The organism is Pseudomonas sp. TSO6 (assembly GCF_056098905.1).
Map to the genome: position 1 here is coordinate 1 of NZ_JBLZWV010000046.1, position 25,492 is coordinate 25,492.

At 63.7% G+C, this 25,492-nt stretch carries 20 protein-coding genes; 9 read left to right on the plus strand and 11 right to left on the minus strand.

The genetic code is table 11. The features are described 5' to 3' along the window. Positions 1-206: 206 nt before the first annotated feature. The 8 genes from ACN6NG_RS20235 to ACN6NG_RS20270 form a co-directional block, all read right to left on the minus strand. Positions 207-980 carry an enoyl-CoA hydratase gene (locus ACN6NG_RS20235; protein WP_063425331.1) on the minus strand — a complete coding sequence of 258 codons (774 nt, stop codon included), beginning with the start codon at positions 978-980 and terminating at the stop codon, positions 207-209. Between the two features lie 13 nt (positions 981-993). Next, the gene (locus ACN6NG_RS20240) at positions 994-2,121 is read right to left on the minus strand and encodes an acyl-CoA dehydrogenase (protein ID WP_063425329.1); all 1,128 of its coding nucleotides are present in this window, start codon (positions 2,119-2,121) and stop codon (positions 994-996) included. An 8-nt stretch (positions 2,122-2,129) separates the two neighbouring features. Beyond that, positions 2,130-3,323 (minus strand): acetyl-CoA C-acyltransferase, encoded by a 1,194-nt coding sequence (locus tag ACN6NG_RS20245; RefSeq protein WP_063425327.1) that lies wholly within the window; start codon positions 3,321-3,323, stop codon positions 2,130-2,132. A 12-nt stretch (positions 3,324-3,335) separates the two neighbouring features. Further along, positions 3,336-4,103 carry an SDR family NAD(P)-dependent oxidoreductase gene (locus tag ACN6NG_RS20250; RefSeq protein ID WP_063425326.1) on the minus strand — a complete coding sequence of 256 codons (768 nt, stop codon included), beginning with the start codon at positions 4,101-4,103 and terminating at the stop codon, positions 3,336-3,338. Between the two features lie 10 nt (positions 4,104-4,113). Then, positions 4,114-5,760: an AMP-binding protein gene (locus ACN6NG_RS20255; RefSeq protein WP_474315766.1), complete on the minus strand. Its 1,647-nt coding sequence runs from the start codon at positions 5,758-5,760 to the stop codon at positions 4,114-4,116. A gap of 88 nt (positions 5,761-5,848) precedes the next feature. Beyond that, the gene (locus ACN6NG_RS20260; RefSeq protein ID WP_474315769.1) at positions 5,849-10,354 is read right to left on the minus strand and encodes an NEL-type E3 ubiquitin ligase domain-containing protein; all 4,506 of its coding nucleotides are present in this window, start codon (positions 10,352-10,354) and stop codon (positions 5,849-5,851) included. 101 nt (positions 10,355-10,455) lie between these two features. Next, the gene (locus ACN6NG_RS20265) at positions 10,456-11,478 is read right to left on the minus strand and encodes an AraC family transcriptional regulator (RefSeq protein ID WP_063425321.1); all 1,023 of its coding nucleotides are present in this window, start codon (positions 11,476-11,478) and stop codon (positions 10,456-10,458) included. A 64-nt stretch (positions 11,479-11,542) separates the two neighbouring features. Further along, positions 11,543-12,406, minus strand: a complete 864-nt coding sequence (locus tag ACN6NG_RS20270) for a LysR substrate-binding domain-containing protein (protein WP_197897626.1) — start codon at positions 12,404-12,406, stop codon at positions 11,543-11,545. 134 nt (positions 12,407-12,540) lie between these two features. Between ACN6NG_RS20270 and ACN6NG_RS20275 the strand changes: the two genes are divergently transcribed. The 3 genes from ACN6NG_RS20275 (at position 12,541) to panB (ending at position 15,585) form a co-directional block, all read left to right on the plus strand. After that, the gene (locus tag ACN6NG_RS20275) at positions 12,541-13,647 is read left to right on the plus strand and encodes a 2-aminoethylphosphonate--pyruvate transaminase (protein WP_474315773.1); all 1,107 of its coding nucleotides are present in this window, start codon (positions 12,541-12,543) and stop codon (positions 13,645-13,647) included. A 34-nt stretch (positions 13,648-13,681) separates the two neighbouring features. After that, a complete protein-coding gene (gene phnX, locus ACN6NG_RS20280; protein ID WP_063425315.1) occupies positions 13,682-14,509 on the plus strand; it encodes a phosphonoacetaldehyde hydrolase in 828 nt (275 codons plus the stop codon). Positions 14,510-14,769: 260 nt separating this feature from the next. Beyond that, positions 14,770-15,585 (plus strand): 3-methyl-2-oxobutanoate hydroxymethyltransferase, encoded by an 816-nt coding sequence (gene panB, locus ACN6NG_RS20285; protein ID WP_474315775.1) that lies wholly within the window; start codon positions 14,770-14,772, stop codon positions 15,583-15,585. Here the strand turns inward: panB and ACN6NG_RS20290 are convergent. After that, a complete protein-coding gene (locus ACN6NG_RS20290; protein WP_474315778.1) occupies positions 15,573-16,982 on the minus strand; it encodes an aminotransferase-like domain-containing protein in 1,410 nt (469 codons plus the stop codon). The genes panB and ACN6NG_RS20290 overlap by 13 nt on opposite strands. Before the next feature lie 50 nt (positions 16,983-17,032). Next, complete coding sequence (locus ACN6NG_RS20295) at positions 17,033-18,097, minus strand: AI-2E family transporter (RefSeq protein WP_016500644.1); 1,065 nt, start codon at positions 18,095-18,097, stop codon at positions 17,033-17,035. A gap of 133 nt (positions 18,098-18,230) precedes the next feature. On the opposite strand from ACN6NG_RS20295, the gene trhP reads away from it, so the two are divergent. The 6 genes from trhP to ACN6NG_RS20325 all read left to right on the plus strand — a co-directional run bounded on the left by trhP (position 18,231) and on the right by ACN6NG_RS20325 (position 24,153). Continuing rightward, the gene (trhP, locus tag ACN6NG_RS20300) at positions 18,231-19,565 is read left to right on the plus strand and encodes a prephenate-dependent tRNA uridine(34) hydroxylase TrhP (protein WP_059396115.1); all 1,335 of its coding nucleotides are present in this window, start codon (positions 18,231-18,233) and stop codon (positions 19,563-19,565) included. A gap of 81 nt (positions 19,566-19,646) precedes the next feature. After that, on the plus strand, positions 19,647-21,344 hold the full coding sequence (locus ACN6NG_RS20305) for a copper resistance system multicopper oxidase (protein ID WP_421666942.1): 1,698 nt from the start codon (positions 19,647-19,649) through the stop codon (positions 21,342-21,344). Beyond that, positions 21,337-22,200 carry a copper resistance protein B gene (locus tag ACN6NG_RS20310; protein ID WP_474315782.1) on the plus strand — a complete coding sequence of 288 codons (864 nt, stop codon included), beginning with the start codon at positions 21,337-21,339 and terminating at the stop codon, positions 22,198-22,200. The genes ACN6NG_RS20305 and ACN6NG_RS20310 overlap by 8 nt, the downstream gene beginning before the upstream one ends. A 14-nt stretch (positions 22,201-22,214) precedes the next feature. After that, complete coding sequence (locus ACN6NG_RS20315) at positions 22,215-22,643, plus strand: DUF411 domain-containing protein (RefSeq protein ID WP_063425302.1); 429 nt, start codon at positions 22,215-22,217, stop codon at positions 22,641-22,643. Then, positions 22,643-23,080 (plus strand): YqaA family protein, encoded by a 438-nt coding sequence (locus tag ACN6NG_RS20320; RefSeq protein WP_063425300.1) that lies wholly within the window; start codon positions 22,643-22,645, stop codon positions 23,078-23,080. The genes ACN6NG_RS20315 and ACN6NG_RS20320 overlap by 1 nt, the downstream gene beginning before the upstream one ends. Positions 23,081-23,154: 74 nt before the next feature. Further along, the gene (locus tag ACN6NG_RS20325) at positions 23,155-24,153 is read left to right on the plus strand and encodes an alpha/beta fold hydrolase (RefSeq protein WP_063425298.1); all 999 of its coding nucleotides are present in this window, start codon (positions 23,155-23,157) and stop codon (positions 24,151-24,153) included. A gap of 80 nt (positions 24,154-24,233) precedes the next feature. Here the strand turns inward: ACN6NG_RS20325 and zapE are convergent, their stop codons facing one another. Continuing rightward, entirely contained in the window at positions 24,234-25,340 is a 1,107-nt protein-coding gene (gene zapE, locus ACN6NG_RS20330; RefSeq protein WP_474315787.1) for a cell division protein ZapE, read from the minus strand. Between the last annotated feature and the right edge of the window lie 152 nt (positions 25,341-25,492).

Sequence of the window (25,492 nt, forward strand, 5' to 3'; positions counted from 1 at the left end):
CTCCGGGCTTGCTCCCGGGAGGACCGCGCTGCAGGCCCCATCCTGGGGCCCAGCGCTTGACGGGCATCCATGCCCGTCACCTCCCTTCGCAAGCCCTGCGCTCGGCCTCCTGAAGTCGCAATCTGCGTCGCCTGAACTACCGCGCGCTTAGAAGCAAAAACAACGGCAACGACAACGGCAACGGCAACAGCACGAACCGAGTCTGATCAACGATCCTTGAACTGCGCCTCGCGCTTGGCGATGAATGCGGCCATGCCTTCTTTCTGGTCTTCGGTAGAGAACGCCGCATGGAACACCCGACGCTCAAACCGCACACCCTCGCTGAGGGTAACTTCGAACGCGCGATTGACGCTCTCCTTGACCATCATGCTCACCGGAATCGACTTGCTGGCAATGGTCGCCGCTACTTTCAGTGCCTCTTCCACCAACTCTGCCTGCGGCACGATGCGCGCCACCAGGCCAGCACGCTCGGCCTCTTCGGCCCCCATCAGGCGCCCCGTCAGGCACAGTTCCATAGCCTTGGCCTTGCCTACCGCACGGGTCAGGCGCTGGGTACCGCCCATGCCCGGCAGCACGCCGAGGTTGATTTCCGGCTGACCGAACTTGGCGTTGTCACCCGCCAGAATGAAGTCGCACATCATCGCCAGCTCGCAACCACCGCCCAAGGCAAAGCCGGACACGGCAGCAATGATCGGTTTGCGGCGGTTGGCAATCCGATCGGCATCGCTGAACAGGTCGTCGACGTAGATCTGCGGATAAGTAAGCTCTGCCATTTCCTTGATATCGGCGCCGGCGGCAAACGCCTTGGCCGAGCCGGTCAGCACCACGCAGCCGATGTTCGGGTCACGCTCGAGCTGGTCCAGAGCCTGGTTGATCTCGCTGACGATCTGCGCGTTCAGCGCGTTCAGCGCCTGGGGCCGGTTGAGGGTGATCAGGCCGACCTTGCCATGGATGTCCAACAGGATGGTTTCGAATGCCATGCAGTCTGCTCCTTCAAAGATTGCGCGCAATGACCATGCGCTGAATGTCGCTGGTGCCTTCGTAGATCTGGCAGACCCGAACGTCGCGGTAGATCCGCTCCAGCGGGAAGTCGCTCAGATAGCCATAACCGCCCAAGGTCTGCAAGGCATCCGAACAGACCTTTTCGGCCATTTCCGAGGCGAAAAGCTTGGCCATCGACGCTTCAACCAGCGCTGGACGCCCGGCATCACGCAGCGCGGCGGCGTGCAGCACCATCTGCCGGGCCACGGCAATGCGCGTGGCCATATCGGCCAGGCGGAAGGCCACGGCCTGGTGCTCGATCAGTGGTTTGCCGAAGCTCTGCCGTTCTTTGGCATAGTCGCGCGCCACCTCGAAGGCGGCGCGGGCCATCCCGACCGACTGCGAAGCAATGCCGATACGCCCCCCCTCCAGGTTGGCCAGGGCGATCTTGTAGCCCTGCCCTTCTTCGCCCAGCCGGTTGGCGACAGGCACGCGCACATTGTCGAAGACGATCTGGCAGGTGTCGGATGCATGCTGGCCGAGTTTGTCCTCCACACGCGCTACCTGGTAACCGGGTGTGTCGGTTGGCACGATGAACGCAGTGATGCCACGCTTGCCGGCCTCCGGGTCGGTGACGGCGAAGACGATGACCACACCGGCGTTCTGCCCGGACGTAATGAACTGCTTGCTGCCGTTGAGTATGTAGTGGTCGCCATCCAGGCGCGCACGGGTCTTCAGGCTGCTGGCGTCGGAACCCGCCTGGGGTTCGGTCAGCGCGAAGGCCCCGATCATCGACCCGCTGGCCAAAGGCGCGAGGAACTGCTGCTTTTGCTGCTCGGTGCCAAATTTGAGTATGGGCACGCAACCCACCGAGTTGTGCACGCTCATGATGGTCGAGCAGGCACCATCGCCTGCGGCGATCTCTTCCAGGGCCAGGGCATATGCCACGTACCCCGTATCGCTGCCGCCGTACTGCTCCGGCACCAGCATGCCGAACAGGCCCAGGGCAGCCATCTCGTCAATGGCTTCGCGCGGGAAGCGATGCGCCTTGTCCCATTGCTCGGCGAACGGCCTTAGACGCTCCTGGGCAAAGTCACGGATGGCGTCGACAATTTGTTGTTGCTCGTCAGTTACCAGCATGGTTCACCTCAGTACAGGCATTCGACGGCGATGGCCGTGGCCTCGCCACCGCCGATGCAGATGGCCGCCACGCCGCGGTGCAGGTTGTTCTGGCGCAGGGCCGACAACAGCGTCACCAGAATCCGGGCGCCCGAAGCGCCGATCGGGTGGCCCAGCGCACAGGCGCCGCCATGGATATTGACCTTGTCGTGTGGCAGGTCGAGGTGCTTCATGGCCGCCAGGGTGACCACAGCGAAGGCTTCGTTGATCTCGAACAGGTCAACTTCGGCCAGATTCCAGCCGGTACGCTTCATCAGCTTGTCGATAGCGCCAATCGGCGCGGTGGGGAACAGCGCCGGGGCATCGGCAAAAGCGGCATGGCCATGGATCACGGCCAACGGTTCAAGGCCGCGTTTGTCTGCTTCGGAGCGGCGCATCAGCACCAGCGCTGCGGCACCGTCGGAGATGGAACTGGAGTTGGCGGCGGTCACCGTACCCCCTTCACGGAAGGCCGGCTTGAGCTGCGGGATCTTGTCCAGGCGCGCCTTGGGCGGCTGCTCGTCATCCTTGACCAGGCGCTTCTCTTTGCCCTCGGTGACTTCCACCGGGACGATCTCGGCAGCGAAAAGGCCGTTCTTGATAGCGTCCTGCGCGCGGGTCAGCGAGGTAATAGCGAACTGGTCCTGGGCTTCGCGGCTGAAGGCGCCCGCCTGGGCGCAGTCCTCGGCGAAGGTGCCCATCAGCCGGCCCTTGTCGTAAGCGTCCTCGAGCCCGTCCATGAACATGTGGTCGATGATCTTGCCATGGCCCATGCGGTAACCGCTGCGGGCCTTGTCCAGCAGATAGGGGGCATTGGTCATGCTCTCCATGCCGCCAGCCACCACCACATCGGCGGTGCCGGCCAGCAGCAGGTCGTGGGCCATGATTGCCGCTTGCATGCCCGAACCGCACATCTTGTTCAGGGTGGTACAAGTGGTGTGTTTGTCCAGGCCTGCGCCCAGCGCGGCCTGGCGCGCCGGGGCCTGCCCCTGGCCTGCCGGCAGCACGCAGCCGAACAGCACCTGCTCGACGCTGGCGGCATCGATGCCGGCGCGTTCGACGGCTGCGCGGATCGCCGCTGCGCCCAGTTGCGGTGCGGTGAGGCTCTTGAGGTCGCCCTGCAGGCCGCCCATGGGCGTGCGCACGGCGCTGACGATGACAATCGGGTCGTTGACGAGGGTCATGTTCAATGCTCCTTACTTGGCAGCCATGCGCAGCGCGCCGTCGAGGCGTATCACCTCGCCGTTGAGCATGCTGTTCTCGATGATGTGGCGGGCCAGAGCGGCGTATTCCTGTGGCCGGCCCAGGCGCGGGGGAAACGGTACGCCGGCGGCCAGGGAGTCGCGTACTTCCTGGGTCATGCCGGCCATCATTGGCGTCTCGAAGATGCCGGGAGCGATGGTCATCACCCGGATCCCGAAGCGCGCCAGCTCACGGGCCGCAGGCAGCGTGAGGCTGGCGATCGCGCCTTTGGACGCAGCATAGGCGGCCTGGCCAATCTGCCCGTCATAAGCGGCGATGGAGGCGGTGTTGATGATCACGCCGCGCTCTCCTCCTTCTTCAGCCTGGCCCTCGGCCATGGCTGCCGCGGCAAGGCGTAGCAAGTTGAAACTGCCGATCAGATTGACGTTGATGACCTTGGTGAAGCTGGCCAGGCCATGCGGGCCCTGCTTGCCCAGCACCTTCTCGGCGCCGACGATACCGGCGCAGTTGATCAGCCCATGAATACTGCCGAAAGCACTGACAGCAGCGTCGACCGCCGCCTTTGCGGCCTGCTCGTCACTGATATCGGCGACCGCGAAACGGGCGCTGTCACCCAGTTCGCGTGCCTTGCCTTCGACGGCTTGGGCATTGAGGTCGACCAGCATGACCTTGGCTCCTGCCTCGACCAGCATCTGCGCAGTGGCGGCACCCAGCCCGGAAGCCGCGCCGCTGACGATGAAATGTTTGTGGTTGATCTGCATGTGGGCTCCCTCAGACGCTGGCACGTGTGGCCAGCGGCGCTTGTTGTTTGGCGATTTCCTGATTGCGCAGGATGAAGCGTTGCAGCTTGCCGCTCGGCGTCTTGGGCAGCTCGCTGACGAATTCGATTTCACGCGGATAGGCGTGGGCATACAGTCGCTGGCGCACGTGCTGACGCAAGGTATCTTCCAGCTCGGCGGTGCCTGCCACGCCTTTGGCCAGGACGACGAAGGCCTTGATCAGCTCCGTGCGTTCCGGGTCGGGCTTGCCGATGACTGCCGCTTCGATCACCGTCGGGTGCTCGATCAGCGCGCTTTCCACATCGAAAGGGCCAACCCGGTAACCGGAGGTGGTGATCACATCGTCGCTGCGGCCGACAAAGCTGATGCTGCCGTCGGCGTTGAGCTCGACGGTATCGCCGCTGAGGTAATACTTGCCGACGAACGATTTTGTAGGCACACCGCGATAGCCGCCAAACCAGCATAAGGGCGATTGCTCACGGTCTACGGCCAGAATGCCTGGTTGCCCGACCGCCAGCTCCGCGCCCTGCTCATCGAGCACGACGATACGGTGGCCTGGAATGGCGAAACCGGCAGCCCCTGGATGCACGGGGTGCTTCAAGCCATGGTGGTTACACAGCACCATCCCCAGTTCGGTCTGGCCGTAGTGATCGTGGATGGTCACCCCCAATTCGTCGGCAAACCAGCGAATGACCTCCGGGTTGAGGGGTTCGCCGGCACTGCTGACGACGCGCAGGCGGCCTCGGATTGGCGCGGAAAACTCACTGCCCGCAGCAATCAGCAGCCGAAAGGCCGTAGGCGACCCGGCCAGGTTGCTGATGCCCAGCTTGTTGATGATGCGCGCGCAGCTCTCGACGCTGAAAGGGCCATCGTAGAAAGTCGTGGCGTGGCCCAGCGACAACGGGCCGGTCACTGCGTAATACAGGCCATATGCCCAACCTGGATCGGCCAGGTTCCAGAAGTTGTCTTCCGGGCGCAGGTCAATGGCATCACGCATGTAGCCCTGGAAGGCGACGATGGCGCGCAGCGGCACTTCCAGGGGTTTGGCAGGGCCGGTAGTGCCCGAGGTGAACATCAACAGGAACGGGTCGTCACCCGTGCGCATGACAGGTTCACAGCCATCTGCAACGTCTTCAAGGCTGGCATGGAAATCCAGTTCGCCAGCGCGTGCTTGAACTGTGATGATCTTCGGGCAATCACTCACCTCATCCAGCTTGGCGCGGTTCTGCTGGTCGGTCACGACCACGCGCGCTGCGGACTGCGCCAGGCGATGTTCGATGGCCTTGGGGCCGAAGGCAGTGAACAGCGGCTGGTAGACCGCACCCAGGCGCCAGGTGGCGAGGATGGTCACCAGCAATTCGGGGGTGCGTGGCATCAAGCCGGCAACACGGTCGCCGGCGCCTACCCCCTGGGCTTTCAGCACGTTGGCAAAGCGTGCCGCCAAGCCGGCCAGCTCATCGAAGGTATATTGCTTGCTGTCGCCATCACGGCCTTCCCACCGCAGCGCCAGCTTGCCGCTGCCAACATGGCGGTCGCAGCATTCGACACAGGCATTGAGGGCATTCAGCTGCCCGTGCAGTGCCGCGCGGGCAGCCTTGGCATGGTCGAACGAACGGGCGGCATCGGCGTAATCACGCATCGTCAGACTCCTGGTTGTTATTGTTGGAGTGCACCATTGGTCTGACGATGTTGTCGCTACATGCCCTGACGGGCAATGGCCAAAGCTGTCAATCTGGATGACCGGTTTGGTCGCCAGGTGGCAGAGTTGAATCCGCGTCGGGCTTGAGCATGGGTGTGGTCAGCAAGATGACCAAACGGTTTTTCATGTATGCAAGCTTTTCGGCCACCTCAGCGGTTTGCTCAAGATATTGCTGGCTGGTCATCTCGGACTGCCGGTCATACAGCTGGTCCAGGCTATTCTGGGATTGCTCGAGCATGGGCGCGAACGCCTCCGCGTTTTGCGTTTCCAGCCATTCGCTCCAGAACTTCTGCTGGCTCAGGAAAGCGGCTTTTGCATCCACCGTGCCCGCCTCCCGCACAAAGGCCCGTGCCGCATCGAGTTCCTCATCGCTGACGTTGGCTATCGTGCCAAACAACATCGAGTGTGGCTGGCTTGGCAGCTGCATTTCTTCGGCCAGTGCCAATCGAAAATAAAGGCTGACCTCCACGGCATCAAGATGTGGGGCGCTCACGGCTTTGTCAGCGATGTACCTACCGATATGTTCTCTCAGCAGCGTGAGACGGAACAAACCCTGGCCCAGGTCGAGCAATGCCTGTTGCTGCCCTGCCTCTGCTGTCGAGCGCTTTGCAGCGTTCACCAATGCGAGCAGATGCAGCTCGCTGAAGCGATCGGCGACATCATCTGCGCAGGTAACGTTGCCAACCGCATGGGCGTGAACATCGTCGGCCAGCGCAGTGTCGGTATCCATGGCGTCAAGCAGCGTCCATACTCGAGCATCGAGCGCATTGCGGTGGGCCGGATTGCGATAGTCGCTGCTGTGCTGCAGCCTGCCCAAGATGGTTTCCAGTTCTCGGCTCCTAGGGTCAGCGAACAATCGATCCCACGTCGCCTCACGCGCTTTCGCCTGTTCACCTGTCGCCCAAACCGCCCTGGCGGCCGGCGGCTCGGGGACAGGTTGAGGGGCCGGCGGATGGACGGGCGCAGGGCGCGCATACAGGCGCTCCAGTTGCGATGCCTGAACGGCGTTTCGATCGAGCAGAATCGACACACGGTAGCTATACGGCATTGCCTGGATGGCTGCAGGTATGTTGATCAGGTTATTGGAACGCAGATCAATCCAGCGCAGTAATTGACACCGTTCCAGCCCTACAGGCCATTCCAGCAGCCCGCACAGCCGAAGGTTCAAGCGCCTCAACCCTGCCCCCCAATTGCCCAGATGCAAAATGCGAATCGGATTGAAACTGAGGTCCAGATCCTGCAAACGGCTCAGTGGGCTGAGCACCTCGGATATGCGCTCGCCGTTGCGAATACCGTTGTACGAAAGATCCAGCCGTTCAAGAAATCGTAGATGCCGAATCCCGACCGGTAGTGCTAGCAGGCGGTTGCGCGCCATATTCAGACGGCGAACGTTCCCGAAGCAACTGAAGAAGGCTTCTGGAGCCACCTGCAGGGGGGTATTGACCATTGCCAGGGATGTGACGTGATGGAAGTCGATCTCGGCATCCAATTCAGGCAGGCTGCTCACATGATGGCCGCTCAGGTCCAGAACAAAGCCGCGCACGGCATTTTCATGGACATCGAGCGGCAATTGCCTGCGCCAAGCTTGTTGCATCCTTCGCCCAAGCATGCGACGCGCAGTCCGCTCCCCTGCTGGCCCATCCGCTAGCCACGTTTCCAGGCGTTGGCCGAGCATATGATAGTTCTGCTCTTCCAGAATCAGCGCTGCGTAAGGGTTCGCAGTGTCCAGAATGCGGAACAGATGCTCATCGATCTGCCTGGGCGTATCCCCCTCGTAGAGCCTGGCCAATCGCCGCCGGACCCGCCACCCCGGGCTTCGCACCTGAGATACGCTGCCGCCCAACGGATAACCTACACGGCCATCTTCCAACCGCTGCCCCGGATTGAACCAGCCCTGCTCCTGCCGCCAGCCCAATTGATTCACCAGCTTCTGCCGGCCGGTGGGCAGGACATTGACGACCTGCTGCCGTAGCTCGACAGCTTCCTCGCTACCGAGGCCAAGGGCGGTTTTGTGTTCCGCTGTCAGTATGGTGACAATAGCCTGGAAGAGATCATCAGGAGCGCTGCTCTGCTCTGGCAGCTTGAGGCCTTGAGCGTCATATAGCAGGAACGCACCCGCATCACGCACCATTGTTATCTGATCTCTTTGTGGTGCCTGTGCATTGATACTGGCCAGCAGGCGCCCCTCCGCCGAACCGAAGCGCAATTCAATGCGACGCGAGAAAGACCAGTGGTCAAGCCTTGACAGCAAGCCCAGCGCCAACTCGTCGCTGACATCACTGTACGCGTTTCGCAGCATCACGCCCTGCACGGCATGATTGAGCCTGGCCAGCTGAAGCAGGGAGCGCGCCTTGCTGGAAACAGGCAACGGCAGCCGCTGCCGCAACTCGATCTCTTCTCGCTCGTCGCCGCTAACCTGACAGGCCAACTCGATGGCGTAATCGGTGGGCAAGCCAGGGAAATCCCGTTGGAGCACCTGAACAACAGGGTCAGAGCCCGGCTCGACGAATGTCAGATGATCGAACAGGCCATGACGCAGCTCTGTCTCTTGGTCAAGGATAGCGCCAGGGAGCTCGTCGTCTGTCAGGGCGGCGAAACCGGGGCGCTTCTCGCACCACACAAGCAGCGCTGGGTCATCGGCCACAGTCGCACCGGACGCCAGCGCATTGAAGAACCGCTCGATCCTTTCATCGGCCTCGAACCGGCGCAGCGTGTCGCGCAGGTTGGCCGGCAAAGGACGATTCTCCACCAGGATCCCGCGCAGTTCGTCCACATCGCTGCAGGCCGCCTGCAGCACCTGCGCAGCGCGTTGCTGGTCAAGCGGACGTCGCTGTGGCCAAAGACGGGCGAGCATTTGCTGCGCATCGTTCCAGTCCATGGGCGAGTCGTCAAGTAACAGCCACAGGCGCTCGCCGTTGCGCTGCAGCACTGGCCCGTAAGCCTGTGGCCGGTCGGGGTGGAGCAGCCGCCAGGCCCCGTTCTCACTCGGCTGATGCACCTCGTAACATTGCTCGCCAACCCTTAGCCAACGGCGGTTGCCTTGGCAATGCAAGCCATCTGCACCCATGACCGCGTCATCGGGCAGTTCGCTCTGGTAGATACTCAAGTCGCCGCTCCACAGCCCTTGGCTATCATCGTCCAACGCAACCGCTTCCAGGCCCTCGACCAGCGCCGTGTCGACCAAACGGCCGACAGTGGCGCCTGCAACTACCCCAGCAGCAGTGGCGGCGGCAACCTGCGCCACGTTCAGTGCATGCTGCAATGCTTCGTGGTCATGCCCCTTGGCCCAGTCTGTAACGCCTTCGTACACCTGGGCGCAAACATCCTTCAGCAACGCCCCCAACAGCACGGCCCCTACCGCCGGGATGAAGAACCCGGCCAGCCCGACCAGCCCCCAGCCTAGCGATTTCCAGTCCTCCAGGCGTTTACGGCTGGCCTCGGCATCAGCGTCTGCGTTAGGTACAAGCAGCAGTTTGGCATCCGCGCGCACGCGCTCGACCTGTTCATCCACCCAGCGGGTGAAGACTGTGCCATGACCGGTCATGCCCTCTATCTGCAGGTCTGGCACTGCATCCATCAAGCGCGATTGCAGTTGCTGGAAGAACGCGTTGCGTGCATCCAGCGCGATCAATTGCAGGAGCTCGCCCAGGTAACCCTGGCGCTTCAGGTCGGAGACCATTTCAGCGTGCAAGCCCTGGGTTGAGCTGTGCCAGCGCAGTGGATTGTCAGCATCGCCAGGCATGTAGGTCACGACACCTGCGTCATCGCCATCGGCAGTTTTCAGCTGGATGATCAATGCCTCATGGACCAGCACGCCCAGCATGGACATCAGCCCTGGATACGCCGTGAGCCTGGGCTCGGGACCCGTGCCGGTGGGGCTCTCGACGTAGTACGCCAGGGCGGCTTTCACATCGGTGTCGATCTTGCCCTTCAGAAAGGCGACATGCACGGCCAGCTTGAATCCCGCCAGCTTGTCCGCCACCAGCAGTGGCTTGTTCTGGGTGAAATGTTGATCGAGCAATACCTGGTACTGCTTGCCAGCATCCAGTAGGCGGCACGCTTCGATCAATTGTGCGGTGTTGCCCATCACCCCTTCATCGTCAACCTGGACGACCAGGCCACTGCCGCTGAACGGGATGTAACCTGCGGCAAAATTCTGCATCAGGCGCGACAGCGCTGGCTGCACTTCGAAGGAGTCTTCGAGATGGGGAGCCGACTGCCCAACCGGTTTACGAATCTGTGTTCGCCACTGCAACCCGGTCAGTGTTTGCCCACTGGGCAGGATGCCTGCCAGGGCTTCGGAGAATTTGCTCTCGGCGAACGCCTGGAGCGGTACAGCTGCCTTGGTCGCGCTGGCCACGGCTAGTTGGCTGACTCTATGGCTGGCGATCAATACCCGCAACGTGTGGATGTCGGCTGCAGAGGCAGCTTTGATCCATTGAGGGAGCGATTGGGTGAAAGCGGCAGCAGCCTTTTGCATATCTTCGGCAGTGACGCTGGTGCGGGTACTGGGTTCAGTCGGAAACGTTCGCATGAGGAGCCCTCTGTGTTGAAGAGAGGGCACAATCTTTCACTCATTGCGGCGAAGCTTCAGAGGGAAGCCAAACAGCTGCCGCAGTCAATGCAGACCGCCGCTCAGCAGTGAGGATCACGCGCCTGGACTAACGCACGGTAGTGCCCGGGGTTGCAGCCAAACCACTTGCGAAAGGCCTTGTAGAACGAGCTGCTGTCGGCAAACCCCAGCCGCTCGGCGATGTCCGCCATGGCGGGTTCAGCCTCGCTGAGCCAGGCAATCGCCAATTCACGTCGTACGCTGTCCTTGAGCCCTTGATAGGTCTGCCCTTCTTCGGCCAGGCGCCGACGCAGGGTGGAAGGCGACAAGCACAATTGCCGGGCCAGGGCGTCGGCGTCGGGCCACTGGTTCGGGTGCCGATGCAACAGATCGTTGCGCACACGCCGCCCCAGGCTGGCGGGGTCGCGATACTTGACCAGAATATTGCCCGGCGCTTCGGCCAGAAAGCGTTGCATTTCCTGCGGCGTACGCTTGATTGGCAGGTCAAGGCTGTCGGCGGCAATGATCATGCGCGTACGCGGCCGGTCGAATTGCAAGCTTTCCGAAAACATGACCCGGTAATCATCGCAGAACGAAGGCTGGGCGCAGCGCAGGTCGATGGCCAGGATCGGGATGCGCCGGCCCGCCAGCCAGCAGGCCACGCCGTGCACGATCATCCAGAAAGTGAAATAGGTGAAGGCTCGGCGCGGCAGTTCGCGGGGTTCATTGATGACGATTTCAGCGAGGCTCTGCTGGCGTATCAGGGTTGGATGCAGGTCCGCAAGCATCAACGAGAGAAAACCCAGCGCGACGTCCAGCCCCTCACCGAGCGTCGGCTGGGCCATGGCTGCACGAGTCATGAAGGCCAGGCTGCCGACGGCCAGGCCACGCGGGTCCATAGCAAAGAATTCATCATTGCAGCGCCGCGCCAGCAGCCGCCAAAGCTGGGCGTAGGCATCAGCACTCACCCGCGCCTCTGGCAGCTCAAGCTGCGCCGGGTCTATACCAGCACGCCGCAGCACACCGACATCGGGTTGCCCTGCCGGGCAGGTCTGCAACAGCGCTTCGCGCACCAATTGCATGGAGATGGTGTCTTTTTCGCTCATCGGCCATCCAGGTTGATCTGTGCCGGCCATCTTAGGCCCGGTCAAAAAAAACGCCAGCCCTGCCTCACGGGTTGGCGGCCAGGCCCAGGAATGCCTGTATCAAACGTAGTTCGCGACGACGCTCCAGGCAGCCGATCATGTGCTGGTTGACCAGGCCCTCACCCGCCAGCGGCCGCGCCACCACACGCGGATCGTTGGCCACCTCGGTAGACGAAACCACCCCCACGCCCAATTCCGAAGCCACCGCCTCGGTGACCGCCTCGCGGCTGTCCAGCTCCAGCAATACACGGGGGTGCACCCCAGCTGCAGCACAGGCTTTGTCGAAGGTACGGCGGGTGGTCGAACTGGGCTCTCGCAACACCATGATCTGCTGGTTGAGCTCGGCCAACGGCAAATCATCATCGCCGCTCGCCCAGGCATGCCCCGCCGGCAGCAGCGCGCACAGGCGCGACTCGCACAGGGCCTGCAGGTACAGGCCCTTGCGCGGTTCGATCTCGGTCAGCACGGCAACATCGGCGTGTTCGGAAAGCAATGCCGCCAGCGTCTCCTGGGCATTGCCCAGGCGCAGGTTGACGGTGATGCCAGGGTAACGCTCGCGCAGCTGAGCGAGCATTGGCATGACCCGGTGCGGGCCGTCCGCAGCAACCTCCAGGCGGCCAGTGAGCAACTGCCGATTGGCCTCGAGCATCGCCTGTGCCTCTTGCGCCAGGCCGAACATGGCCCGGGTAATGGCTGCCAGGCGGGTGCCCTCTTCGGTCAGCTCGACCCGCCTTGCGGTGCGCCGCAACAAGGTGATCTGGTAGTGCTCTTCCAGCGCCTTGACGTGCCCGGTGACCGCCGGCTGGCTGATGAATAACCGCGCGGCGGCGCGCGTGAAGCTGCCTTCGCGGGCAACGGCATCGAAGGCACGTAGCTGAAACAGGTTCATATTCATCGGCCTGACTTATAGCTCGAATAACAACAAACAATTTGATTGATAGGGAGGGGAATTGCAACCTAGGCCCCGTAGTTTCAACGCCAGATCTTCCGGCTGACCACCCGCCGCTTGTGAGGAACCACGGAATGAGCACCGCCCCGATCCTGTTGACCCCCGGCCCCCTGACCACCTCCGCCCGCACCCGCCAAGCCATGCTGGTGGACTGGGGCTCCTGGGACCGCGACTTCAACCAACTTACTGCCAGCGTCTGCGAACAATTGCTCGCCATCATCGACGGCAGCGCCAGCCACCACTGCGTCCCCCTGCAGGGCAGTGGCACCTTTGCCGTGGAAGCCGCCATCGGCACCCTGGTACCACGCGACGGCAAAGTGCTGGTACTGATCAACGGCGCCTACGGTCAACGCCTGGCAAAGATCTGCAAGGTTCTGGGGCGCACCTACAGCACCTTCGAGACCGCCGAAGACCAGCCGACCACCGCTGCCGATGTCGATCGCCTGCTGGCCGCTGACCCGACCGTGACCCACGTGGCGTTGATCCACTGCGAAACCAGCACCGGTATCCTCAACCCGCTGCCGGAGATTGCCCAGGTGATCAAGCGCCACGGCAAGCGCCTGATCATCGATGCCATGAGTTCGTTCGGCGCGCTGCCGATCGATGCCCGCGCAATCCCCTTCGAAGCACTGATCGCCGCCTCCGGCAAATGCCTGGAAGGCGTACCGGGCATGGGCTTCGTCTTCGCCGAAAAAACCGCACTGGCCGCCGCCGAAGGCAACGCCCACTCGCTGGCCATGGACCTGCACGATCAGCACACGTACATGGCCAAGACCGGCCAGTGGCGCTTCACCCCGCCCACCCATGTGGTCGCGGCCCTGCACGAAGCACTGCAGCAATACAACGAGGAAGGCGGCCTGCCTGCGCGCCACCAACGCTATGCCGACAACTGCAAGACCCTGCTCGACGGCATGGCCGGCATCGGCCTGCGCAGCTTCCTGCCGGCCGACATCCAGGCGCCGATCATCGTCACCTTCCACGCCCCGAACGACGCTCGCTATCAGTTCAAGGATTTCTACGAACGGGTCAAAGCCAAGGGCTTCATCCTCTACCCAGGCAAGCTGACCCAGGTCGAGACGTTCCGCGTCGGCTGCATCGGCGTGGTCGGCCCGGACGGCATGCAAGCCGCTGTAAATGCCGTGGCCGACGTGCTACGGGAAATGGAAGTGCTGGATATCTAACCCTTTGCCCACCCGATTTCAGGAATCAGCGCACATGAACTACAGCAACCCTACCCAGCTGCAAGCCGCCATCCTCGACTGGGCCGGCACCGTGGTCGACTTCGGTTCCTTCGCCCCAACGCAGATTTTTGTCGAAGCCTTCGCCGAGTTCGATGTGCAGGTGTCCATTGAAGAAGCCCGTGGCCCGATGGGCATGGGCAAGTGGGACCACATACGCACCCTGTGCGACGTGCCTGCCATCGCCGAACGTTACCGCACAGTATTCGGCCGCACTCCGACTGACGATGACGTCACCGCCATCTACAACCGCTTCATGCCACTGCAGATCGAAAAGATTGCTGTGCACTCGGCGCTGATCCCTGGCGCCCTGGACACCCTTACCGGGCTGCGCCAGGATGGCCTGAAGATCGGCTCGTGCTCGGGCTATCCGAAGGTAGTGATGGACAAGGTGGTGGAACTGGCCGCGCAGAACGGCTATGTCGCAGACCACGTGGTGGCCACCGACGAAACCCCGAACGGCCGACCATGGCCAGCCCAGGCCCTGGCCAACGTGATTGCACTGGGTATTGACGATGTGGCGGCCTGCGTGAAGGTCGACGACACCGTGCCGGGCATTCTCGAAGGCCGCCGTGCCGGCATGTGGACCGTGGCGCTGGTGTGCTCGGGCAACGCGCTGGGGCTGACCTGGGAAGGCTTCCGGGCGCTGAGCGCGGAGAAGCTGGAAAGCGAGCGCACGCGCATCCACGCACTGTTTGCCAGCTCGCGCCCGCACTACCTGATCGATACCATCAACGAACTGCCTGAAGTGATCGCCGACATCAACCGGCGCCTGGCCAAAGGCGAGATGCCACAAGCCTTCTGAAGCCGTGCGCAAGGCCTGTAGGAGCGGCCTTGTGTCGCGATCGGGCTGCGCAGCAGCCCCAGCAATCCAGCCCTTTTTGCTGAATCCGAGGGGCCGCTCTGCGGCCCGATCGCGACACAAGGCTGCGCCCCCACAAGACTACAAAGCCGGGCGGATCAAGCAGGTAATCTGGGTCGCTTTGCAGCCTGGATCTGTACATTGAGTTGCCGCTGCAAGTTCCCAACAATGGGCCATCCCAGTCCTGAGATGCCCAGCCCCCAATGAGCACACACACCCGCACCAGCCGCCTTACCGTCCCGCAACTGGTAGCCATGAAAGGCCGGCAGAAGATCGTTTCGCTCACCGCCTACTCAAGCTCCATTGCCCAGGTGATCGACCCGCTGGTCGACTTCATCCTGGTCGGCGATTCCACGGCAATGGTCGGCTACGGCCGCCCGTCCACCCTGGGCATGCGCCTGGACGAGACCATCGCCCATACCCGCGCCGTGGTCGACAGCACCCGCCTGGCCTGCGTGATCGCCGACATGCCGTTTGGCAGCTACCAGGAATCCCGCGAACAAGCCTTTCGCAACTGCGCCCAGGTATTGGCCAGCACCGGCTGCGACGCGCTCAAGCTGGAGGCCAACCAGGCATTGGCGAGCACCGTCGAATTCCTGGTCGCACGGGGTATCCCGATCATGGCGCACATCGGCCTGATGCCGCAGTTCGTCAATGCCATGGGCGGCTACAAGGCCCAGGGGCTAAGCCCGGACAGCGCGGCAGCGCTGCGGGCCGATGCGCAGGCCAACCTGCACGCCGGGGCTTTCAGCCTGTTACTGGAAGGCGTGGCCGAGCCCGTGGCCCGCGCCATCACCCAGGCCAGCGACAAACCGACCATTGGCATTGGCGCCTCACCCGCCTGCGATGGCCAGGTGCTGGTCACCGAAGACCTGCTGGGGCTGGGGGGTGACCACGTGCCACGTTTCGTCAAGCAGTATGCCAACGTCGGCCAGGTGATCCGTGAGGCCTGCGCCCGCTATGCAGACGAAGTGCGCGACGGGGCGTTCCCTGCCCTGCACCACTGCTACGGGGTTTGAGCTTCGGCCTGAATCGCCTCGACCAGGCATTGCAGCGCGGAGGCGATATTCTTGCTCCAGTCCACTGTGCAGCACAGCCGCAGGTGGCTGCGCCATAGGCCACACTGGCTGAAGAGCTCCCCGGGGGCGATGACGATGCGCTGCGCCAGCAACCGCTCGAAGACCCGGCGCATATCTACTGGTCGGGTCGCCTGCAACCACAGGCTGGCCCCGCCTTGGGGCTCGGCAATGCGCAGGCAGCCCTGGCCGTAGACGTCCAGTAGCGCCTTCAGCTGCTGCAGGCGTTGGCGCAGCATGGGCCGCAAGCGCTTGACATGCAGCTCGACCCGACGCGAGGTGAACAGCCTGGCGATGGCCTTTTGGCGAATCGGTGACAAGCGAAAAGCACGTTCGAGAAACAGCTGCTGCAACCGCTCGTTATGCTGCCGGCAAAGCAGGTAGCCAAAGGGCGCCTCTGCGCCGATCAGCTTGTCCAAGGCCGAAAACACCAGCAGCCGGTCAGGGTCGGCGAAGTCCCGGTAGCGCGGCGCTGACGCGTGGAAACACAACTCGCCGTAGCCATCGTTTTCAAACAGCCACACTGCGTGCTCGGTTAGCCAGCGGCAGATCTGCTGCTTGTCCGCCGCCGGCATCAGGCCACCTTGCGGCACGTTGGCCGCTGACGACAGGACTGCCAGGCGCACAGGCTGATCGCACAGCAGCCGGTGAAACTGCTGCAGGTCGAAACGCCCGTCATCACCCAATGGCACTTCGATGATGGTCATGCGTGCCGCCTGCAACTGCCTCAGTACCGCCCAGTTGCAGGGCGACTCCACCAGCGCCACCTGGCCCTCCAGGTCGAGGGCGCGTAACGACAATTCGAGGATGCTGCGCAGGTCCGCGCCGATGAACACCTGATCGGCGCTCCAGTAATGCTGCGCCGAGCGGGTATAGCGGTCGGCCAGCACGCTGCGCAACTCAGGCTCACCGAACGGCTGGAACAACGGTGCCAACGAGTGCGGGTATTGGCGCGCCAGTTCGCGCTCGATCATCATTAGCGGCTGTTGCAGCGACAGCAACATGGCCGGCGCATCACTGCCCAGGGCCAGCATACCCGGCTGACGGGCACTGGCGAACACCGTGTCGAGCAGGCTCGGTGAGTGATGGCCACGCATGGCGGGCGCGCGGGTTCGGCTGAAGTAGCCCTGCTTGGGTCGCGCATACACCCGCCCTTCGTCTTCCAGCAGCGCATAGGCGTACTTGGTACTGGATACCGAAACGCTCAGGCGCCGGGCCAGCTCGCGCAGCGACGGCAAGCGCTGCTCCACATCGCAGGGCGCTGCCTCGATCCTGTCGAGCAAGTAGCGGTAGACCGCCTGGTAGGTGTAGCTGGGCTTGTCGATCTGGCTGTTGTCCATGGCGGCGACTGTGACGGCATTGAACCCAACCCTGGCGCATTGGTAAACCCCTACTGTGGCAATTGCACCTGCGGCTTGGTCGCGGCAAATATCGCCCAGCTGGACACGAACAGCGCCGCGATCAATGGCCCGATCACGAAGCCGTTGAGCCCGAATACTGCCAGCCCACCCAGCGTCGACACCAGAATCAGGTAGTCCGGCATGCGCGTATCCTTGCCCACCAGAATCGGCCGCAGCACGTTATCCACCAAACCAATCACCAGCACCCCGAACGCGGTCAGGATAATCCCCGGCAGTATTGCCCCGGTCAGCAGGAAATACGCGGCCACCGGCGCCCAGACGATGCCCGCACCCACCGCCGGCAGCAGCGACAGGAACGCCATCAGCACCGCCCACACCAATGCGCTGGGGATATCCAGCACCCAGAAAATGAACCCGCCCAGCGCCCCTTGGGTAATGGCCACCAATACGTTGCCTTTCACCGTCGCCCGCACCACACGGTTGAACTTCAGCTGCAAACGGCGTTTCTGGTGCTCGGGCAGCGGCACGGCCTGCCTCACCCGGCGGGCCACTTCCGGGCCGTCGCGCAAAAAGAAGAACAGCAGGTACATCATGATGCCAAAGCTGACCACGAACTCGAACGTGCCTTGACCAAAGCTGAATGCCTGGCTGGCCAATACCTGGCTACCTTGGGTTGCCCACTTGGTGATCTTGTCACGCAACCCGTCGAGGTTGCCCATGCCCATGTTGTCCAGGCCATGCTGGGCGAATGCCGGGAGCAGGTCCTTGCCGTGCTCGACGTAACCGGCAATGTCCAGTTGCCCGCTTTCGATGCGCTGGTACAGCGTGGCGCCCTCCTGGACCAACAGCGCGCTGGTGATGATCACCGGCAGGATCGCCACCAGCAGGCACACCAGCGTGGTCGTGGCCGCGGCCAGGTTGCGTCGCCGCCCGAAGCGGATCAGCAGGTGGCGCTGCAGCGGGGCGAACAGGATGCCGAGGATCACCGCCCAGAAGATTGCGCCATAGTACGGCAACAGGATCCAGAAGAAGGCAATGGTCACCAGCGCCAGGAGTACTGCCAGGGCTTTGTTCTGTAGCGCGGTTTCGTTCATTGCAGTTCCTCTCATGGCTTGTGAGAGATTAGTGCATGGCACTCGGGCAAAAGTGCCGCGCTCACTTGACGCAAATCAATACGCGCCTTGTCCATCGCCCCTAGCATCCCGGCCTTTTTGCCCCGGTGCGCACATGAACCCTACCGCCAAGCCCGAACTGCTGGCCCCCGCCGGCACCCTCAAGACCATGCGCTACGCCTTTGCCTACGGCGCCGACGCCGTCTACGCCGGCCAGCCGCGCTACAGCTTGCGGGTGCGCAACAACGAATTCGACCACGCCAACCTGGCGCTGGGTATCCAGGAGGCGCATGCCCTGGGCAAGCGCTTCTACGTAGTGGTCAACATCGCCCCGCACAACGCCAAGCTCAAGACCTTTCTGAAGGACCTGGCACCGGTCATCGACATGGCGCCGGACGCGCTGATCATGTCCGACCCCGGCCTGATCATGCTGGTGCGCCAGCACTTCCCGCAGATGCCGGTGCACTTGTCGGTGCAGGCCAACACAGTCAACTGGGCGAGCGTGCAGTTCTGGCAGCAAATGGGCCTGAGCCGGGTGATCCTGTCACGCGAGCTGTCCCTGGAAGAGATCGAGGAAATCCGCCAGCAGGTGCCGGGCATGGAGCTGGAGGTGTTCGTCCACGGCGCGCTGTGCATGGCCTATTCCGGCCGTTGCCTGCTGTCGGGCTACCTCAACAAGCGTGACGCCAACCAGGGCACCTGCACCAACGCCTGCCGCTGGAAGTACGACGCCACGCCGGCCACCGAGAACGCCACCGGCGACATCGTGCGCGAAGTGCAGCCCACCCTTGGCCTGGGCGCCCCTACCGAGCAGGTTTTCCTGCTGCAGGAAAGCAACCGCCCCGGCACCGAAATGCCGGCGTTCGAAGATGAACACGGTACCTACATCATGAACGCCAAGGACCTGCGCGCCATCCAGCACGTCGAGCGCCTGGCCGGCATGGGCGTGCATTCGCTGAAGATCGAAGGCCGCACCAAGTCGCACTTCTACTGTGCCCGTGCCGTACAGTCGTACCGCCAGGCGATCGACGACGCCGTGGCCGGGCGGCCGTTTGACCGCGCCTTGATGGGCAACCTCGAATCCCTCGCGCAACGCGGCTACACCGAAGGCTTCCTGCGCCGCCACGTGCACGATGAATACCAGAACTACCAACGCGGCAACTCGGTCTCGGAGCGCCAGCAGTTCGTCGGTGAACTGACCGGCGTGCGTGTCGAAGGCCTGGCCGAGGTCAAAGTGAAGAACCGCTTTGCCGTAGGTGACCACCTGGAGCTGATGACCCCGCGTGGCAATTATCACTTCGACCTGCACCGCCTGTGCAACCGCCAACAGCAGGCCATCGACGTGGCACCAGGCGACGGCCATGTGGTGTACCTGCCCATTCCGGAGCAGGTCGCACTTGACTACGCCCTGCTGATGCGCGACCTGCGCGCCGACGAGGTGGCAAGCTGACAATGCTGTAATGTGCGCCTCAGCTGCCTGACAGGCGCCTGCAGCGAACATCGTGGCTCCCCCGCATGAGGCCACGCCATGTTGCGCACCCCCACCCGCCGCACCTTCGTCAAAGGCCTGGGCGCCGCCACCACACTGGCGGGCCTGGGGCTGTGGCGCCCGCTGGCCCAGGCCGCCGAAGGCCAGGACCTGGCCGGCCAGCACTTCGAGCTGTTCATCGGCCAGACCCCGGTCAACATCACCGGCCGCCCGCGCACCGCACTGACCATCAACAACAGCCTGCCCGGCCCGCTGCTGCGGTGGCGCGAAGGCGACACCGTGACCCTGCGCGTGCGTAACCGGCTGGCACAGGACACCTCGATCCACTGGCACGGCATCATCCTGCCCGCCAACATGGACGGCGTACCTGGCCTGAGCTTCGCCGGCATTGAACCCGGCGGGGACTACCTGTACCGGTTCACCTTGCGCCAAAGTGGAACTTACTGGTACCACAGCCATTCGGGGCTGCAGGAACAGGCCGGGGTATACGGGGCCATCGTGATCGAGCCGCGCGAGCCCGAACCGCACCACTACCAGCGCGACCACGTGCTGCTGTTCAGCGACTGGTCGGACCAGGCGCCGGAACAGCTGATGGCCACCCTGAAGAAACAGTCCGACGCGTACAACTACCACAAGCGCACGGTCGGCGATTTCATCGATGACGTGGCCGACAACGGCTGGAGCCCCACCGTCGCCGAGCGCACGGCATGGGCGCGCATGCGCATGAGCCCTACCGACCTCGCCGATATCAGCGCCGCCACCTACACCTACCTGCTCAACGGCCAGCCGCCGGACGGCAACTTCACCTGCCTGTGCCAACCGGGCGAAACCGTGCGCCTGCGGCTGATAAACGCCTCGGCCATGACCTATTTCGATTTCCGTATCCCCGGGCTGAAGCTGACGGTGATCGCCGCCGACGGCTTGCCGGTGAAGCCGGTGAGCGTGGATGAGCTGCGCATTGCCGTGGCCGAAACCTATGACGTGCTGGTGACCGTGGGCGAGCAACCTGCCTACACCCTGTTCGCCCAGAGCATGGACCGTAGCGGCTTCGCCCGCGGCACCCTGGCCCGCGCCACCGGGCTGCAGGCCCCGGTGCCTGCCCCCGACCCGCGCCCGGTGCTGAGCATGGACGACATGGGCCACGGCGGCATGGGCGCCATGGCGGGCATGGATCACAGCAACATGGCCGGCATGGACCACACGGCCATGTCAGCGATGCAACAACACCCGGCCAGTGAAACCGGCAACCCGTTGGTGGACATGCAGACCATGGCCCCGCGCGCCAACCTGGCCGACCCTGGCATAGGCCTGCGCAACAATGGCCGCCGCGTGCTGACCTACGCCGACCTGCGCAGCCCCTACCCCGACCCGGACGGCCGCACACCATCCCGCGACATCGAGCTGCACCTGACCGGCCACATGGAGCGCTTCGCCTGGTCGTTCGACGGCGTCAAGTTCAGCGATGCCGAGCCGTTGCGTTTGGCCTACGGCGAGCGGGTGCGCATCACCCTGGTCAACGACACCATGATGACCCATCCCATCCACCTGCACGGTATGTGGAGCGACCTGGAAGACGAGCACGGCCAGTTTCTGGTGCGCAAACACACCGTCGACATCCCGCCCGGCAGCCGACGTTCCTACCGGGTGACTGCCGACGCCCTTGGCCGCTGGGCCTACCACTGCCACCTGCTCTACCACATGGAGACCGGCATGTTCCGCGAGGTACGCGTCGATGAATGACACTCGCAACCGCAGCGTCGTGGCCGGCGTGGCCCTGCTGACCCTGTTCGCCAGCGAACGTGCGCTGGCCGCTGGCATGGCGCACATGAACCATGGCCAGATGAACCATGACAGCATGGGCCAAGGCCCGGCTACGCCCAGCCCGCCGCGCACGCCCCTGCCTGCAATCACCGACGCCGACCGCCGCGCCGCCTTCCCGCCACTGCCTGGGCACCAGGTACACGACCGGGCGCTGAACTGGGCGGTGATCGTCGACAAGCTCGAATACCAGACCTTCGAGATCAGCAGTGTCCTGAACTGGAACGCCACGGCCTGGGTCGGCGGCGATATCGACCGCCTGTGGCTGCGCACGGAAGGCGAACGCGAGCAAGGCAAGACACACAAGGCCGAAGTGCAGGCGCTGTGGGGCCATGCCGTGAGCCCGTGGTGGGAGCTGGTGGCCGGCGTGCGCCAGGATTTCAAGCCAGCCAGCGGCCAGACCTGGGCCGGCTTCGGCATTCAAGGCACGCCGCTGTATGGCCTGGAGCTGCAAGCCACCGCCTACGCCGGCGAGCGGCAACAGACCGCGCTGCGCCTGGAAGCCGCTTACGCTATGCTGCTGACCAACCGCTGGATACTGGAACCGAACCTGGAAGCCAACCTCTACGGCCGCAACGACGCCAGCCGCGAGCAAGGCGCCGGGCTGGCCGACAGCGAGGTGGGCCTGCGGCTGCGCTACGAGATCACGCGCGGTTTCGCGCCCTACATCGGGGTCAGTTTCAATCGCCTGCACGGCACGCGTGCCGACCAGGCCCGCGAAGACGGCGAAGACCTGGGCCAGACCCGCCTGGTTGCCGGTATCCGCCTGCGTTTCTAAAGGAGTGCCTCACCATGCTGCGCAAACACCTGCTGCCCCTGGGCCTGCTGGCCATCACCGGTCTGGCCCAGGCCGCCGAGACCATCGACGTCTACCGCGACCCCAACTGCGGCTGCTGCAAGGCCTGGATCAGCCACCTGCGTGACAACGGTTTCACCGTCAACGACCACGTCGAGCCGAACATGAGCGCGGTCAAGCAGCGCCTGGGCGTGGCGCCGCGCCTGGCGTCGTGCCACACCGGGGTGATCGACGGCAAGTTCGTCGAAGGCCATGTGCCGGCCGAGCAGGTGCGCCTGCTGGCAAAGCGTAGCGACCTCAAGGGCCTGGCCGTACCGGGCATGCCCATGGGCTCGCCCGGCATGGAAATGGGTGATAACAAGGATGCCTACCAGGTCATCGGCGTAACCCAGGATGGCCAGGACACCGTTGTAGCCAACTACTGATGCTCAGCTTGTGGGCGCTGTTTCTCAGCGCCTTCGGCGCCGCCACCCTGCTGCCGCTGCAATCGGAGGCCGTGCTGGTCGGCCTGTTGCTCCGCCAGCCCGAGGCCTGGGCAACCCTGCTGCTGGTGGCCACCCTGGGCAATGTGCTGGGTTCGGTCGTGAACTGGCTGCTGGGCCGCGCCGTCGAGCACCTGCGCGACAAGCGCTGGTTCCCGTTCAGCGCTGCCCAGCTGGAGCGCGCGCAGCAGCGTTACCAGCGCTGGGGGCAGTGGTCTTTGCTGCTCAGCTGGATGCCGGTGATCGGCGACCCGCTGACGTTGATCGCGGGCATCATGCGCGAGCCGTTCTGGCGCTTCCTGCTGTTGGTGACAATTGCCAAGGCAGGCCGCTATGCAGTGCTGGTGATGATTACCCTGGGCTGGTTTCACGCCTGGTAACACCTTTCACGTTCCCGGCGCGCGCCTGGCTGCTAAAGTCGCCCTCTCCTATATGGCCCTACACGGAGTGCCCCATGCTGCGCGCAACCGCCCTGGCCCTGGCCTGCCTTGCCGGCAGCCCGGCCATCGCCGCCGAAACGCCTACCTACGGCCCCCAGCTCGAGGGCTTCAGCTACCCCCACCCGCTCAAGCACTTTGACTTCAAGTCCCAGGGCCAGTCCCTGCAGATGGGCTACATGGACGTCGCCGCACAAGGCCAGGCCAACGGCCACAGCGTGGTGCTGATGCACGGCAAGAACTTCTGCGCCGCCACCTGGGAAACCACCATCGACGCGCTGAGCAAGGCCGGTTACCGGGTCATCGCCCCCGACCAGGTCGGCTTCTGCACTTCCAGCAAGCCCGCGCATTACCAGTACAGCTTCCAGCAGTTGGCGGGCAACACCCATGCCTTGCTCGAACAGCTGGGCATCAGGCAAGCCATCGTGCTCGGGCATTCCACGGGCGGCATGCTCGCCACCCGCTATGCGCTGATGTACCCGCAGCAGGTGGAGCGCCTGGCCATGGTCAACCCGATTGGCCTGGAGGACTGGAAAGCGCTGGGCGTGCCCTACCGTACGGTGGACCAGTGGTATGCCCGCGAGCTCAAGCTGGATGCCGAGGGCGTGCGCGAGTATGAGCGCAAGACCTACTACGCCGGGCGCTGGAAGCCGGAGTACGAGCGCTGGGTACAGATGCTGGCGGGCCTGAACAAGGGGCCGGGGCATGAAGCGGTGGCGTGGAACTCGGCGCTGATCTACGACATGATCTTCACCCAGCCGGTGTACCACGAGTTCAAGGACCTGCAGATGCCGACCCTGCTGCTGATCGGCGACAAAGACACCACCGCCATCGGCAGCGATATCGCACCGCCGGAGGTGAAGGCGAAGCTGGGCAAGTATGAAGTGCTTGGCCCGCAGGTGGCCAAGCTGATCCCCAAAGGTGAACTGATCACGTTCGAAGGCATGGGGCATGCGCCGCAGATCGAAGAACCCGTGCGGTTCAACCGCACACTGGTCGAGTGGCTGGCCAAGTGAAGCGGGGGCCCGAGACCTGCTCAGCACCTGTGGGAGCGGCCTTGCGTCGCGATGGGCCGCAAAGCGGCCCCCAGCACTCTTCAGCCAAACCGCTGTAGTTGCATCTCCCGCAACCGGCTCAAGGTCCGCTGGTACGGGAATGCCAGATACCCCTGCGTATACAGCTCTTCCAGCGGCACCGCGGCCTCCAGGTACAGTGCCACACGGCGGTCGTAGCATTCATCGACCAGGGCGATGAAGCGGCGTACCGCATCGTCCTTGGGTGACAGCGCCGGCAGTTCGCGGTCGCCTGCCACCACCCGCGCCGCGCCATCTTCAGTGCCACGCGCAATGCGACCGGCTTGCTGCTTACCGCCCAGCGCCGGAATACCCGACACCAGGATGGCCGGAAAACGGTCGCAAAGCGCCATGAACTCCATGGCTGCCAGCGGTTGTTCGCACAGGTCGGTAAAGCGGCACCAGATAGCCTGCTCGCTGCGCCGCACAACCTGCACCTGCCTGGAGCCAATAATCAAGGGCTGATCAGTACCCGTGTGATCCGGGCTGAGCTGGCAGAACACCTCGCCCAGCGGGCTGGCCTGCCCTGTCGCTGCCACCCAGTAGCGCTGCCGCTCTGCACCGGGGTGCAGGCGGTGGTCCTGCTCGCCCGTCACCGGCAGTACCTGCATGTACCGCTCAATGGCGGCGATGGCCGGCAGGAACCGCTCGCGGTTGAAACCGACGCGGTACAGATGTTCGGGTGGCTGGTTGGAGGTGGCGACAATCACCACGTCCTGGTCGAACAGCACCTGGAACAGGCGACCGAGGATAATGGCGTCGCCAATGTCATTGACGAACAGTTCGTCGAAGCACAACACGCGGATCTGCCCGGCCAGTTCCCGGGCCAACGCCAGCAGCGGGTCGGCGGTGCCATTGAGCCGGAACAGGCGCTGGTGGACCCAGGCCATGAAGTGATGAAAGTGCTGGCGCCGGCTGGGTACGCACAGGCAGCGGTGGAACTGGTCCATCAGCCAGGTCTTGCCCCGCCCAACCGGGCCCCACAGGTAGATGCCCTGGGTGGGGCGGCCCTGCTCAAGGGACTGGAAGCAAGCTTGCAGGGCCTCGACGGCACGGGCCTGGGCTGGGTCGGCGACGTAGCCCTGAGTGGTCAGGGCTTGCTGATAAAGGAATTGGGGAGTGATGGCCATGCGGCATTCTACACCGCTGACACAGAGCACACCTCGTGGGTACAACTGTCTTTTATCAATCCTCTGGGCTAGCGCTGGCCCTTGTGGGAGCGGCCTTGCGTCGCGAAAGGGCTGCAGAGCAGCCCCAGCAACAGTCGCCGAGATGCATGAAT